This window comes from Pseudomonas sp. MYb13 (genome assembly GCF_002980075.1).
Taxonomy (GTDB): Bacteria; Pseudomonadota; Gammaproteobacteria; order Pseudomonadales; family Pseudomonadaceae; genus Aquipseudomonas; species Aquipseudomonas lurida.
The window spans coordinates 173,013-186,726 of the sequence record NZ_PCQI01000002.1; the positions used below are offsets into that span (position 1 = coordinate 173,013).

12 protein-coding genes are annotated in these 13,714 nt (G+C 60.7%); 8 read left to right on the plus strand and 4 right to left on the minus strand.

The window, feature by feature from the left end; genetic code table 11:
- Positions 1-13: 13 nt before the first annotated feature.
- Positions 14-1,876 carry an FAD/NAD(P)-binding protein gene (locus tag CQ002_RS04295; protein ID WP_105161733.1) on the plus strand — a complete coding sequence of 621 codons (1,863 nt, stop codon included), beginning with the start codon at positions 14-16 and terminating at the stop codon, positions 1,874-1,876.
- 276 nt (positions 1,877-2,152) lie between these two features.
- Complete coding sequence (locus CQ002_RS04300) at positions 2,153-3,778, plus strand: glucan biosynthesis protein D (protein WP_098465884.1); 1,626 nt, start codon at positions 2,153-2,155, stop codon at positions 3,776-3,778.
- 41 nt (positions 3,779-3,819) lie between these two features.
- On the opposite strand, the gene CQ002_RS04305 is transcribed toward CQ002_RS04300, so the two are convergent.
- From CQ002_RS04305 to CQ002_RS04315, 3 genes are all read right to left on the minus strand, one after another.
- Entirely contained in the window at positions 3,820-4,005 is a 186-nt protein-coding gene (locus tag CQ002_RS04305; RefSeq protein WP_034102449.1) for a hypothetical protein, read from the minus strand.
- 271 nt (positions 4,006-4,276) lie between these two features.
- Complete coding sequence (locus CQ002_RS04310; protein ID WP_034102448.1) at positions 4,277-5,383, minus strand: NADH:flavin oxidoreductase/NADH oxidase; 1,107 nt, start codon at positions 5,381-5,383, stop codon at positions 4,277-4,279.
- Positions 5,384-5,532: 149 nt separating this feature from the next.
- Positions 5,533-7,434 carry a potassium transporter Kup gene (locus CQ002_RS04315; RefSeq protein WP_069022057.1) on the minus strand — a complete coding sequence of 634 codons (1,902 nt, stop codon included), beginning with the start codon at positions 7,432-7,434 and terminating at the stop codon, positions 5,533-5,535.
- A gap of 289 nt (positions 7,435-7,723) precedes the next feature.
- On the opposite strand from CQ002_RS04315, the gene rimO reads away from it, so the two are divergent.
- The 5 genes from rimO (at position 7,724) to tsaA (ending at position 11,768) form a co-directional block, all read left to right on the plus strand.
- Positions 7,724-9,064: a 30S ribosomal protein S12 methylthiotransferase RimO gene (rimO, locus tag CQ002_RS04320; RefSeq protein ID WP_003231334.1), complete on the plus strand. Its 1,341-nt coding sequence runs from the start codon at positions 7,724-7,726 to the stop codon at positions 9,062-9,064.
- Between the two features lie 97 nt (positions 9,065-9,161).
- On the plus strand, positions 9,162-9,632 hold the full coding sequence (locus tag CQ002_RS04325) for a GNAT family N-acetyltransferase (protein WP_034102445.1): 471 nt from the start codon (positions 9,162-9,164) through the stop codon (positions 9,630-9,632).
- Positions 9,633-9,760: 128 nt separating this feature from the next.
- Positions 9,761-10,471: an rRNA pseudouridine synthase gene (locus CQ002_RS04330; protein ID WP_034102444.1), complete on the plus strand. Its 711-nt coding sequence runs from the start codon at positions 9,761-9,763 to the stop codon at positions 10,469-10,471.
- A 69-nt stretch (positions 10,472-10,540) separates the two neighbouring features.
- Positions 10,541-11,002, plus strand: a complete 462-nt coding sequence (locus tag CQ002_RS04335; protein WP_034102443.1) for a DUF1456 family protein — start codon at positions 10,541-10,543, stop codon at positions 11,000-11,002.
- A gap of 70 nt (positions 11,003-11,072) precedes the next feature.
- A complete protein-coding gene (tsaA, locus tag CQ002_RS04340) occupies positions 11,073-11,768 on the plus strand; it encodes a tRNA (N6-threonylcarbamoyladenosine(37)-N6)-methyltransferase TrmO (protein ID WP_098465883.1) in 696 nt (231 codons plus the stop codon).
- A gap of 114 nt (positions 11,769-11,882) precedes the next feature.
- Here tsaA and fpr read toward each other — a convergent pair whose 3' ends face one another.
- Complete coding sequence (fpr, locus tag CQ002_RS04345; protein ID WP_003189055.1) at positions 11,883-12,662, minus strand: ferredoxin-NADP reductase; 780 nt, start codon at positions 12,660-12,662, stop codon at positions 11,883-11,885.
- 123 nt (positions 12,663-12,785) lie between these two features.
- On the opposite strand from fpr, the gene CQ002_RS04350 reads away from it, so the two are divergent.
- The gene (locus CQ002_RS04350) at positions 12,786-13,712 is read left to right on the plus strand and encodes a LysR family transcriptional regulator (protein ID WP_010212678.1); all 927 of its coding nucleotides are present in this window, start codon (positions 12,786-12,788) and stop codon (positions 13,710-13,712) included.
- The last annotated feature ends 2 nt before the right edge of the window (positions 13,713-13,714 follow it).

Below are 13,714 nucleotides of genomic sequence, written 5' to 3' on the forward strand. Positions count from 1 at the left end.
GTAGGTTCTCCCCATGGATATCACCCGCCGCGACTTCCTCAACGGCGTCGCTGTCACCATTGCCGCTGGCATGACCCCGCTGCAACTGCTTCAAGCCGCTCCCGATGGTCGCTACTACCCACCCGCCCTCACCGGCCTGCGCGGCAGCCACGTTGGCTCGTTCGAAGTGGCGCACCAGATGGGCTGGGAAAAGAAGGTGTTCGACACCGACAAACTGCCGATCACCGAGCACTATGACCTGATAGTAGTGGGTGGCGGCTTGAGTGGGCTGTCGGCGGCGTGGTTCTACCGTGAGAAGCACCCCAAGGCGAAGATCCTGATCCTGGAAAACCACGACGACTTCGGCGGCCATGCCAAGCGCAATGAATTCCAGGCCGGTGGCCGCATGATCACCGGCTACGGTGGCAGCGAGGCGTTCCAGTCGCCCAACCACCTGTACAGCAAGGAGGTGAACGGGCTGCTGAAGAAACTCGGGGTGAACATCAAGCGCTTCGAAACCGCCTTCGACCGCCAGTTCTACCCAGGCCTTGGGCTGTCGCGCGGGGTGTTTTTCGACAAGGAAAACTTCGGCGAAGACAAACTGGTGACCGGCGATCCCACCCCGATGGTGGCCGACGACATCGCGCCAGACCGACTGAATGCGCGTGCCATCAGCGATTTCATCAATGACTTCCCGTTGCCACCGGCAGACCGCCAGGCCCTGATTGAGCTGCACACGACGCCCAAGGACTACCTGCCGGGCAAGACCGCCGAAGAAAAGGCCACTTATCTGGCGGCGACCAGCTACCGCGATTTCCTGCTGAAGAACGTCGGCCTGTCAGAAGGCGCGGTGAAGTACTTCCAGAGCCGGACCAATGACTTCATGGCCCTGAGCATTGATGCGGTGGCCTCGTCCGATGCCTACAGTGTGGGTTTCCCCGGCTTTGCCGGGATGAACCTGGCGCCGATCAGCGAAGAAGCCGCTGCAGAAATGGAAGAGCCCTATATCTATCATTTCCCGGATGGCAATGCGTCGGTGGCGCGGTTGCTGGTGCGCAGTCTGATCCCAGGCGTGGCGCCGGGGCACACCATGGACGATATCGTGTTGGCCGCGTTTGACTACGCCAAGCTCGACCAGCCCAAGGCCGCCGTGCGCTTGCGCCTGAACAGCACGGCGGTCAGCGTGCGCAACGTCGGTGATAGCGTGCATGTCGGCTACAGCCGTGGCGGACAACTCGCACAGGTGCGCGGCAAACGCTGCATCCTGGCCTGCTACAACATGATGATTCCGTACCTGCTCAAGGACTTACCGGCGCCCCAAGCGCATGCCCTGAGCCAGAACGTGAAATACCCGCTGGTGTACACCAAGGTGGTGATCCGCAATTGGCAGTCGTTCCAGAAACTGGGCGTGCATGAGATTTACGCGGCGACCCAGCCTTACAGCCGGATCAAACTGGACTACCCGGTGAGCATGGGCGGCTACGACCACCCGCGTGACCCGACGCAGCCGATTGGCTTGCACATGGTCTACGTGCCTACCAGCCCCAACAGCGGCATGAACGCCCGCGACCAGGCCCGCGCCGGGCGGGGCAAGTTGTACGGGCAGACGTTCGAGCAGTTGGAAGCGCAGTTGCGTGACCAGTTGCAACGCATGCTCGGCCCGGGTGGTTTCGACCATGAGCGCGATATCCTGGCGATCACTGTCAACCGCTGGTCACATGGTTATGCGAGCTTCTCCAACAGTCTGTTTGATGATGCCGAGGAGAACACAGCGTGGATGAACCTGGCGCGCAAGCCCGTGGGGCATGTGGCCATCGCCAACTCGGATGCGGCATGGAGTGCGTATGCCCATGCGGCGATTGATGAGGCGTATCGGGCGGTGGGTGAAGTCGCCTGACATGCAGTCTGAATGTGGGAGCGGGCTTGCTCGCTCCCATATTTGATCCTCATACTTTTCAAGTACCGTGCGCGTCCGCAGAGTCTGAAATGTCTTGTCGCATTTGCAACGCCATCAGCACGCTATCAATCAATTTTCCTACGTCATCGAACCGCTTAAGCTATCCGGCGTCTGTTTAATGTCCGTTGCGTTTGGTCGAAGGCATGTCCGAACCGTAATTTCTGATCCGCTACGTGCCAGGAAAGGCGCGGGATTTGCTCACGACAGGTTGTCTCTATGCACCGCAGGAATTTGCTCAAAGCGTCCATGGCCATTGCGGCCTACACCGGTTTGTCGGCCAGCGGCCTGCTTGCCGCCCAGGCCTGGGCCGGGAACCGTGCCGCCGACGGCAAGGCCGTGGCGTTCGACTTCGAAACGCTCAAGGCCCAGGCCAAACAACTCGCCGGGACCGCGTACAAAGACACCAAACAGGTATTGCCGCCGACCCTGGCGACCATGACCCCGCAGAATTTCAACGCCATCGGCTACGACGGCAACCATTCGCTGTGGAAGGAATTGAACGGCCAACTGGACGTGCAGTTCTTCCACGTCGGCATGGGTTTCAAGACGCCAGTACGCATGCACAGCGTCGACCCCAAGACCCGCGAAGCACGTGAAGTGCATTTCCGCCCTTCGCTGTTCAATTACGAAAAAACCACGGTCGACACCAAGCAACTGACCGGCGACCTCGGTTTCTCCGGCTTCAAGCTGTTCAAGGCGCCAGAACTGGATCGCCATGACGTGCTGTCGTTTCTCGGCGCCAGCTACTTCCGCGCGGTGGACTCCACCGGCCAGTACGGCCTTTCTGCGCGCGGCCTGGCCATCGACACCTACGCGAAAAAACGCGAGGAATTCCCCGACTTCACACAGTTCTGGTTTGAAACCCCGGACAAGAACGCCACCCGCTTCGTGGTCTACGCCCTGCTCGACTCGCCGAGCGCCACCGGTGCGTACCGCTTCGACATCGACTGCCAGGCCAACCAGGTGGTGATGGCCATCGATGCCCATATCAATGCGCGCACCACCATCGAACAACTGGGCATTGCGCCGATGACCAGCATGTTCAGCTGCGGCACCCACGAGCGCCGCATGTGCGACACCATCCACCCGCAGATCCACGACTCGGACCGCCTGGCAATGTGGCGTGGCAACGGCGAGTGGATCTGCCGCCCGCTGAACAACCCGGCCAAGTTGCAATTCAACGCTTTTGCCGATAAAGACCCGAAAGGCTTCGGCCTGGTGCAGACCGACCACGAGTTCGCCAGCTACCAGGACACTGTGGACTGGTACAGCAAGCGCCCAAGCCTGTGGGTCGAACCAACCACTGCCTGGGGCGAAGGCTCGATCGACCTGCTGGAAATTCCGACGACCGGCGAGACCCTCGATAACATCGTGGCCTTCTGGACCCCGAAAAAACCCGTGGCTGCCGGTGATTCACTCAACTACGGCTACAAGCTGTACTGGAGCGCGCTGCCACCGGTCAGCACACCGCTGGCTCAGGTCGATGCCACCCGTTCCGGCATGGGCGGCTTTACCGAAGGCTGGGCACCGGGTGAACACTACCCGCAAGTCTGGGCCCGCCGTTTTGCCGTGGACTTCAAGGGCGGTGGCCTGGACCGCCTGCCACCGGGTACCGGAATCGAACCGGTGGTCACCTGCTCCCATGGCGAAGTGAAAGACTTCAGCGTGCTGGTGCTGGATAACATCAAGGGCTACCGCATCCTGTTTGACTGGTACCCGACCAGCGACAGCGTGGACCCGGTGGAGCTGCGCCTGTTTATCCGCACTCAAGACCGCACCCTGAGTGAGACCTGGTTGTATCAGTACTTCCCGCCGGCACCGGACCAGCGCAAGTACACCTGATCGGCCCTTGTAGGAGCTGGCACGCCAGCTCCTACAGGTGCTCAGAACCGCGACACACTCTTCATCGCCCCTATCAAATACCGCATCGCCACCTGATCGTTCTCGGTCAGGGCGCGATATTGCGCCAGCAGCTCCAGCTCATCCGAGCTCAACTTTCGCCCCCGCAAAGACACCCGGCGAGTCAGAAAAGACGCCACCACACCCGCTACACCATAGGACTTGGCCATGGACTGTTTCTCCTGATATCCATCAAATACTCCTGTTGCCCATTACCCGCCTCCCATGAAGCGCAATGCCTCAGCGGGCAAACCGACTGACTTCCTGGGCCAGAAATCAGACTTACCCTAAGCGTAGAAACGATCTCGTCACTTGTGGGATTTTTTTAGAGTATTCACTTAAAAAAATATCTAGGTAACAAAGACCTACAGCCTAATCCCACTCCACGGCCACAAAAAAACCCACCGGGTCAGGGTGGGTTTCAGTGGCACATTATGCGGCTCAATCCCTCAAGTCAGACTCATGGATCGGCTGGTCGCGATGGGTCGCGCGCTGATATTGCGCCGGCCAGATGGCCTTGCGCCCGCCCAAGTCATCGTCGGCGTGCAGTGGCCAGTACGGGTCACGTAACAGCTCACGGGCGAGGAAGATGATATCGGCCTGGCAGGTGCGCAAGATGTGCTCAGCCTGGGCGGGCTCGGTAATCATGCCGACAGTGCCGGTGGCAATACCCGACTCTTTGCGCACCCGCTCGGCGAAGCGGGTCTGGTAGCCGGGGCCGGTGGGAATCTCGGCATTGGCGGCGGTGCCACCGGAAGAGACGTCGATCAGGTCGACGCCCAGGTCTTTCAGGCGGCGCGCCAGCTCCACGGTTTCATCCGGGTTCCAGCCGTCCTCCACCCAGTCGGTGGCCGATACCCGCACAAACAGCGGCAGTTCCTGAGGCCAGACCTCGCGCACCGCACGGGTCACTTCGAGCACCAGGCGAATGCGGTTTTCAAACGAGCCGCCGTAGTGGTCCTGCCGTTGGTTGCTGATGGGCGAAAGGAATTGATGCAGCAGGTAACCGTGGGCCGCGTGGATTTCCGCCACTTCGAAACCTGCGGTCAACGCACGCTTGGCCGCGGCAACAAAATCGGCGATCACTTGCTGGATCTGCCCTTCGTCCAATGGCTTGGGCTGGGTGTGCTGGGGGTCGAAGGCAATCGGCGATGGCCCCACCGGCACCCAGCCGCCGTCTTCCGGCTTGACGCTGCCGTGCTTGCCGATCCAGGGCCGATGGGTGCTGGCCTTGCGCCCGGCATGAGCCAGCTGGATGCCGGCCACGGCGCCCTGGGCTGCGATGAATCGCGTGATGCGTTGCAGCGGTTCGATCTGCTCATCGTTCCACAGGCCGAGGTCTTCGGCGGTGATGCGGCCATCGGCAGTCACGGCGGTGGCTTCGGTGAAAATCAACCCGGCGCCGCCGACTGCACGACTGCCAAGGTGGACGAGGTGCCAGTCATTGGCCAGGCCATCGACGCTCGAGTATTGGCACATGGGCGACACGGCGATGCGGTTGAGCAGGGTCAATTGACGGAGGGTGTAGGGTTCGAGCAGTTGACTCATGGCGCACCTCTTCTTAGCATTTTGGGCACTTTTGCAGGCGCAACCTTGCTCCTGCGCGACAGTGCTTAGAGCCTAGTCGACAACGCTGGATTGCACAGGGTTCAGAAAGGAAAGCGGGAGCCGATTGCCGGCCCCCGTGCTGCGACGGTTTACATCTCGACCTGGGTGCCCAGCTCGATCACGCGGTTTACCGGGAGTTTGAAGAAGCGCAGGTTGCCGTTGGCGTTCTTCAACATGAACGCGAACAGGCTTTCGCGCCAACGGGCCATGCCCTTGATGCGCGAGGCGATCACCGTTTCACGACTGAGGAAATAGGTGGTGCGCATCGGACTGAAATCCAGGTCGTCCAGATGGCACAGCTTCAGTGCCTCGGGTACGTCCGGCTCGTCGGTAAAACCGAAATGCAGGATCACGCGGAAAAAACCTTCCCCGTAGGCATCCACCTCAAAGCGCCGCGAGGCCGGCACACGCGGAATATCCTCGTAGACCACCGTCAACATCACCACCTGCTCATGCAACACCTGGTTATGCAGCAGGTTGTGCAACAACGCATGGGGTACGGCGTCCGGGCGAGCGGTGAGGAACACCGCAGTGCCCTGCACCCGATGGGGCGGCTGCACGCGAATACTGCTGATAAAGATCGGCAATGGCAGGCCGCCTTCGTCGAGGCGATCCACCAGCAATTGCTTGCCGCGTTTCCAGGTGGTCATCAGCACGAACAGCACGATCCCCGCCAAGACCGGGAAGGCGCCACCCTGGATGATTTTCGGCACGTTGGCGGCAAAATACAGCCCATCGACCAACAGGCAGCACACCAATACGGGCACGGCCAGGATCGGCGGCCATTTCCACAGCAGCAGCATCACGGCCGACACCAGGATGGTGGTCATCAGCATAGTCCCGGTCACCGCCACGCCGTAGGCCGATGCCAATGCGTTGGAGGATTCGAAACCCAGCACCAGCAGGATCACACCGACCATAAGCGACCAGTTCACCGCGCCTATGTAGATCTGGCCCTGCTCGGCACTCGAGGTGTGCTGGATATGCATGCGCGGGATGTAACCCAGCTGGATCGCCTGGCGGGTCAATGAGAACGCACCGGAAATGACTGCCTGGGATGCAATCACCGTAGCCAGGGTGGACAACACGACCAGCGGGATCAGCGCCCAGCTCGGGGCGAGGAGGTAGAACGGGTTGCGCGCTGCTTCCGGATCGCCCAGCAGCATGGCGCCCTGGCCGAAATAGTTGAGCACCAGCGCCGGCAACACCAGCATGAACCACGCACGGGCGATGGGTTTGCGGCCGAAGTGCCCCATGTCGGCGTACAGCGCCTCGGCGCCGGTCAATGCCAGTACCACCGCGCCGAGGATGGCCACGCCTATGCCTGGGTGAGCCTCGAAGAAACGCACGCCCCACATCGGATTCAGCGCGTTGAGCACCTCAGGGTGCAGGGTGATGCCATACACACCGAGACCGCCGAGGACCAGGAACCATGTCACCATCACCGGACCGAACAGCTTGCCGATACGGTCCGTGCCGTGTTTCTGGATGAGAAACAGCGCTACCAGCACCACCAGCGCGATCGGCACCACCCACTTTTCCAGGCCGTCGAACGCCAATTCCAGGCCTTCAATGGCCGACAATACTGAAATCGCCGGGGTGATCATGCTGTCGCCGTAGAACAGCGCCGCGCCGCACAGGCCACATACCACCAGGAAACTGCGCAGTTTCTTGCGCTCCCCCGCCGCTCGTCGTGCCAGTGCAGTGAGCGCCATAATACCGCCCTCGCCCTGGTTGTCGGCGCGCAGCACGAAGAGCATGTATTTGATCGAGACCACCCAGATCAGTGACCAGAAGATCAGCGCCAGGATCCCCAGCACGCCGTCATGGTTGACCTGAACCCCATACCCTCCGTTGAACACCTCTTTAAGGGTGTAGAGCGGACTGGTCCCGATATCGCCATAAACCACCCCGACCGCTGCCACCAGCATGCCGATCGGCTTGGCGTTTGATTCCTCGGCACCTGCTGCCTGACTACTCGCGTGACCCATCAACCACTCCTGCCCTTTGACCTGAGGTCTTTTATAAACAACGCGTCTAAGCTGACCGTAGCATGCGCTGTTTTACTTCTCGTAACAGACGTTTTATTGACCCCGGGCTTTTACCCGTATGCAACGGCGCGAAGCATAGCGCAGCACTCGTCGCATTTCCCCGCATAAAGCTGGTCAAGTGCGTTGCCCGTCGCTAGAATTGCGCACTTTTTGATCAGAGGCGCACCAAGCGCCCGTCCGCAGCCCTGTCGTGCCCGACTGGCGGCGTCATTCAATACCGAGGTTAGACATGTCCACCACCATCGCAAAGGCCAACCCCAAGGTTGGCTTTGTTTCCCTGGGTTGCCCGAAGGCTCTGGTCGACTCCGAGCGCATCCTCACGCAACTGCGTATGGAAGGCTATGACGTTGTGTCCACCTACCAGGACGCCGACGTGGTGGTGGTCAACACCTGCGGCTTCATCGACTCGGCCAAGGCAGAGTCGCTGGAAGTGATCGGCGAAGCCATCAAGGAAAACGGCAAGGTCATCGTGACCGGCTGCATGGGCGTGGAAGAAGGCAATATCCGCAACGTGCACCCGAGCGTGCTGGCCGTGACCGGCCCGCAGCAGTACGAGCAGGTGGTCAACGCGGTGCACGAAGTCGTGCCACCGCGCCAGGACCACAACCCGCTGATCGACCTGGTGCCGCCGCAAGGCATCAAGTTGACACCACGCCATTACGCCTACCTGAAGATTTCCGAAGGCTGCAACCACAGCTGCAGCTTCTGCATCATTCCGTCGATGCGCGGCAAGCTGGTGAGCCGCCCAGTCGGCGACGTACTGGACGAGGCCCAGCGCCTGGTCAAATCCGGCGTCAAAGAGCTGTTGGTGATCTCCCAGGACACCAGCGCCTACGGCGTCGACGTGAAATACCGCACCGGTTTCTGGAACGGCGCGCCGGTGAAAACCCGCATGACCGAACTGTGCGAAGCCCTCAGCAGCCTGGGTGTGTGGGTGCGCCTGCACTATGTCTACCCGTACCCGCATGTGGACGAGCTGATCCCGCTGATGGCTGCCGGCAAGATCCTGCCGTACCTGGACATCCCGTTCCAGCACGCCAGCCCGAAAGTGCTCAAGGCCATGAAACGCCCCGCTTTCGAAGACAAGACCCTGGCGCGCATCAAGAACTGGCGCGAGATCTGCCCGGAACTGATCATCCGCTCGACCTTCATCGTCGGCTTCCCCGGCGAAACCGAGGAAGACTTCCAGTACCTGCTGGACTGGCTGACCGAAGCCCAGCTGGACCGCGTCGGCTGCTTCCAGTACTCGCCGGTTGAAGGTGCCCCGGCCAACCTGCTGGACCTGGCCGTGGTACCGGACGACGTCAAGCAGGACCGTTGGGAGCGCTTCATGGCGCACCAGCAGGCCATCAGCTCGGCGCGCCTGCAACTGCGCATCGGCAAGGAAATCGAAGTACTGATCGACGAAGTCGATGAGCAAGGCGCCGTTGGCCGATGCTTCTTCGATGCGCCGGAAATCGACGGTAACGTCTTTATCGACGACGCCAGCGGCCTGAAGCCGGGCGACAAGGTCTGGTGCACCGTGACCGATGCCGACGAATACGACCTGTGGGCTGAAAAGCGCGACTGATCGGTAACACCGTAAAAAGCCCTGCATCTGATCAAGATGTGGGGCTTTTTTAGGTCTATCGTTTGCCCATCGCCAATCATCGGCAGGGGCAGCGAGCATGCGTCGGCATTCGGTTATCCACACACCTAAATCCAGTGATTATCAAAAACTGACTGAAATCTGGGAGTCCTCGGTGCGGGCTACCCATGATTTCCTGCCGGACAGCTACATCGAGCTACTGAGGAACCTGGTGCTGACTCACTACCTGGACACGGTGATGCTGATTTGCACCAAAGACTCGTACCAACGCATCACCGGGTTTGCCGGTGTCGCCGCGGGCAAGGTCGAGATGTTGTTTATCGACCCGCAGCACCGGGGCCAAGGCCTTGGCCGGCAATTGCTGCGCTATGCGATCGAGCACATGAACGCCGACGAGCTGGAAGTGAACGAGCAGAATCCCCAGGCCTTGGGCTTCTACCTCAAACAGGGGTTCGAGGTGATCGGGCGCACGGAGCATGACGGCCTGGGCCAGCCCTATCCGTTGCTGCATATGCGTTTGCGCCAGCAGCAACACCTGCGCAGCGGCTGACGAACCGCAGAACACCTGTGGGTGCTGGCGTGCCTGGGCCCACAAAAAGCGACAGCACTGAAATGGGGCCGGGATTAACCGGCGCCAGGCAGGTACAATAGCTGCCCCCTTTTGCTACGGCCCCTGTCATGACTGACCCCATACGCCTCTCCAAACGCCTTATCGAACTGGTCGGTTGCTCCCGTCGGGAGGCTGAGCTGTTCATCGAAGGCGGCTGGGTCTCGGTGGACGGTGAAGTGATCGACGAACCTCAGTTCAAGGTCACCACCCAGAAGGTCGAGCTCGACCCCGACGCGAAGGCCACCGCGCCAGAACCGGTGACCATCCTGCTGAACGCCCCGGCCGGCGTGGATGCCGAAACCGCCATGGCGTCGATCAGCGCCGAGACGCTCTCGCAAGAACACCGCTTCGGCAAGCGCCCACTCAAGGGCCATTTCCTGCGCCTCACCGCCAGCGCCGACCTGCAAGCCAAGGCCAGCGGCCTGCTGGTGTTTACCCAGGACTGGAAGATCCTGCGCAAGTTGACCGCCGACGCCGCCAAGATCGAGCAGGAATACGTGGTGGAAGTCGAAGGCGACATGGTTGCCCACGGTCTCAACCGCCTGAACCACGGCCTGACCTACAAAGGCAAGGAGCTGCCGGCCGTCAAAGCCAGCTGGCAGAACGAAAACCGCCTGCGCTTTGCGATGAAAAACCCGCAGCCTGGCGTGATCGCGCTGTTCTGCGAAGCGGTTGGCCTGAAAGTCATCGCCATTCGCCGCATCCGCATCGGCGGCGTGTCCATCGGCAAGGTGCCGGTCGGCCAATGGCGCTACCTGTCCGGCAAAGAGAAGTTCTAAGCCGCGGCCCTTTTCTCGACACCGCCCCACTGCGGCGGTGTCCTCAGTTGAATACCAGGATTGCCTACCATGATTCACAACGACGTACTGCGCAGCGTGCGCTACATGCTCGACATCAGCGACAACAAGATGGTCGAGATCATCAAGCTCGGCGGCATGGAAGTGACCAAGGACGACCTGCTGACCTACCTCAAGAAGGACGAGGAAGAAGGCTTCGTGTTCTGCCCGGATGAAGTCATGGCCCACTTCCTCGATGGCCTGGTGATCTTCAAGCGCGGCAAGGACGAAAGCCGCCCGCCGCAGCCGATCGAGACACCGGTGACCAACAACATCATCCTCAAGAAGCTGCGTGTGGCCTTCGAGCTGAAAGAAGACGACATGCACGCCATCCTCAAGGCCGCTGAATTTCCGGTGTCCAAACCTGAGCTGAGCGCCTTGTTCCGCAAGTTCGGCCACACCAACTACCGCCCGTGTGGCGACCAGTTGCTGCGTAACTTCCTCAAGGGGCTGACGCTGCGCGTCAGGGCTTGAGAACAGCGACGAGCCTCAAGCCGCACGTTAAACGCTTGTGGCTTGCAGCTTGTAACTTGAGGCTTCAGAAATGACCTACCCCGTCTCGCCCGTCGGCTTCGTGCGCTCCTGCTTCAAGGAGAAGTTCGCCATCCCCCGCCAACCGCAGCTGGCGCCAGCCGCCCGTGGCGTGCTGGAGCTGGTGGCGCCGTTCGACGGCGGTGAAGCGGTGCAGGGCCTGGAGCAGGTCAGCCATGTGTGGCTGCTATTCCTGTTCCACCAGGCGCTGGAAGACAAGCCTCGCCTGAAAGTGCGCCCTCCGCGCCTGGGCGGCAACACGTCAATGGGCGTGTTCGCCACCCGGGCGACTCATCGCCCCAATGGCATTGGCCAGTCGGTGGTGAAGCTGGACAAGGTGGAACCGGGCCGCCTGTGGATTTCCGGAATCGACTTGCTGGATGGCACGCCGGTGCTGGATATCAAGCCGTATGTGCCGTATGCCGACATCGTCGACACGGCCACCAATGAGATTGCCAGCGGCGCGCCGCAGCTGATCCCCGTGCAGTGGCTGAAGACCGCCCTGCAACAGGCACAAAGCCACGCCCAACGCCTTGGCGAGCCCCTGGTGGAACTGATTGATCAGTGCCTGGCACAGGATCCACGGCCGGCGTACCAGACGCCGGGGCCAGAGCGCGAATACGGTGCACAGTTCTGGGATGTGGATGTGCGCTGGCACTATCCCGAGACCGGGGTGATTTGCGTGCTGGAAGTGCTTGCGGCTGGATAAACCCCAAAAACCAGTGTGGGAGCGGGCTTGCCTGCGATGCAGACGCCTCGGTCTTTAGTTGAACCGAGGTCTGCAATCGCAGGCAAACCAGCTCCCACATTATTGGGTCAGTGCTTATTTCTCGACGAACGCCCGTTCGATCAGGTAATCGCCCGGCTCACGCATCCGTGGCGAAACTTTCAGACCGAAGCTGTTCAACACTTCGCTGGTTTCGTCCAGCATGCTTGGGCTGCCGCACAGCATCGCGCGGTCGTCTTCGGGGTTGATCGGCGGCAGGCCGATGTCGCTGAACAGCTTGCCGCTGCGCATCAGGTCGGTCAGGCGGCCCTCGTTTTCGAACGGCTCGCGGGTGACAGTCGGGTAGTAGATCAACTTGTCACGCAGGGCCTCGCCGAAGAATTCGTTCTGCGGCAGGTGCTCGGTGATGAATTCGCGGTAGGCGACTTCGTTGACGTAACGCACGCCGTGGCACAGGATCACTTTTTCGAAACGCTCGTAGGTTTCCGGGTCCTGGATCACGCTCATGAAAGGAGCAAGGCCAGTGCCGGTGCTGAGCAGGTACAGGTGTTTGCCCGGCTTCAAATCGTCAAGCACCAGGGTGCCTGTCGGTTTCTTGCTGATGATGATCTCGTCGCCTTCCTTCAAATGCTGCAATTGGGAAGTCAGCGGGCCATCTGGCACTTTAATGCTGAAGAACTCCAGATGCTCTTCCCAGTTCGGGCTGGCAATGGAGTAAGCGCGCATGAGCGGGCGGCCATTGGGTTGTTGCAGGCCGATCATCACGAACTGACCGTTCTCGAAGCGCAGGCCCGGATCGCGGGTGCACTTGAAGCTGAACAGAGTGTCGTTCCAGTGATGAACACTGAGGACACGCTCGTGGTTCATGTTGCTCATGTACGGGGGACTCCTGGAAATGGGTCTGCGCCAAATGTAGTTGCGCAATTGCACAGCATTCTAATGGCGGCGACAATATCTGTTAACTGGATTATTAAGATAAGGGTTATCGGTTATATCGATATGCGATTTACTCTCCGTCAACTGCAAGTCTTCGTCGCCGTCGCCCAGCAGGAAAGCGTCTCGCGCGCTGCTGGCCTTCTGGCCTTATCTCAATCCGCCGCCAGCACCTCGATCACCGAGCTGGAGCGTCAATCCAGCTGCCAATTATTCGACCGCGCGGGCAAGCGCCTGAGCCTCAACGCCCTCGGTCATCAGCTGTTGCCCCAGGCCGTGGCGCTGCTGGACCAGGCCAAGGAGATCGAGGACCTGCTCAACGGCAAGTCCGGCTTTGGCTCCCTGGCAGTCGGCGCGACCCTTACCATCGGTAACTACCTGGCCACGCTGCTGATCGGCAGTTTCATGCAGCAGCATCCGGAAAGCCAGGTGAAGCTGCATGTGCAGAACACTGCTCATATCGTGCACCAAGTGGCGCATTACGAAATTGACCTGGGTCTAATCGAAGGCGACTGCAGCCACCCGGATATCGAGGTGCAAACCTGGGTCGAGGATGAGCTGGTGGTGTTTTGCGCGCCGCAGCATCACTTGGCCAAGCGTGGCGTGGCGAGCATGGATGAGTTGACCCATGAGGCGTGGATCCTGCGGGAACAGGGTTCGGGCACGCGCCTGACGTTTGACCAAGCCATGCGCCATCACCGCAGCGCGCTGAATATCCGCCTGGAACTGGAACACACCGAGGCCATCAAGCGTGCCGTGGAATCGGGGCTGGGTATCGGCTGCATTTCGCGGCTGGCACTGCGCGATGCGTTCCGCCGTGGCAGCCTGGTGCCGGTGGAAACCCCGGACCTGGACCTGGCCCGGCAGTTCTACTTCATCTGGCACAAACAGAAGTACCAGACCTCGGCAATGCGCGAATTCCTGGAGCTCTGCCGCGCCTTCACCGCCGGGGTCCAGCGAAGCGACGAAATCGTGCTGCCGAGTATTGCCTGAGG

Bases quoted from the DNA above. Each gene is read 5' to 3' on its own strand.
- CQ002_RS04300 (WP_098465884.1), top strand. From the start codon at position 2,153: ATGCACCGCAGGAATTTGCTCAAAGCGTCCATGGCCATTGCGGCCTAC.
- CQ002_RS04325 (WP_034102445.1), top strand. From the start codon at position 9,162: ATGCGTCGGCATTCGGTTATCCACACACCTAAATCCAGTGATTATCAA.
- CQ002_RS04295 (WP_105161733.1), top strand. From the start codon at position 14: ATGGATATCACCCGCCGCGACTTCCTCAACGGCGTCGCTGTCACCATT.
- CQ002_RS04315 (WP_069022057.1), bottom strand. From the start codon at position 7,434: ATGGGTCACGCGAGTAGTCAGGCAGCAGGTGCCGAGGAATCAAACGCC.
- CQ002_RS04350 (WP_010212678.1), top strand. From the start codon at position 12,786: ATGCGATTTACTCTCCGTCAACTGCAAGTCTTCGTCGCCGTCGCCCAG.
- fpr (WP_003189055.1), bottom strand. From the start codon at position 12,662: ATGAGCAACATGAACCACGAGCGTGTCCTCAGTGTTCATCACTGGAAC.
- CQ002_RS04305 (WP_034102449.1), bottom strand. From the start codon at position 4,005: ATGGCCAAGTCCTATGGTGTAGCGGGTGTGGTGGCGTCTTTTCTGACT.
- CQ002_RS04310 (WP_034102448.1), bottom strand. From the start codon at position 5,383: ATGAGTCAACTGCTCGAACCCTACACCCTCCGTCAATTGACCCTGCTC.
- CQ002_RS04330 (WP_034102444.1), top strand. From the start codon at position 9,761: ATGACTGACCCCATACGCCTCTCCAAACGCCTTATCGAACTGGTCGGT.
- tsaA (WP_098465883.1), top strand. From the start codon at position 11,073: ATGACCTACCCCGTCTCGCCCGTCGGCTTCGTGCGCTCCTGCTTCAAG.
- rimO (WP_003231334.1), top strand. From the start codon at position 7,724: ATGTCCACCACCATCGCAAAGGCCAACCCCAAGGTTGGCTTTGTTTCC.
- CQ002_RS04335 (WP_034102443.1), top strand. From the start codon at position 10,541: ATGATTCACAACGACGTACTGCGCAGCGTGCGCTACATGCTCGACATC.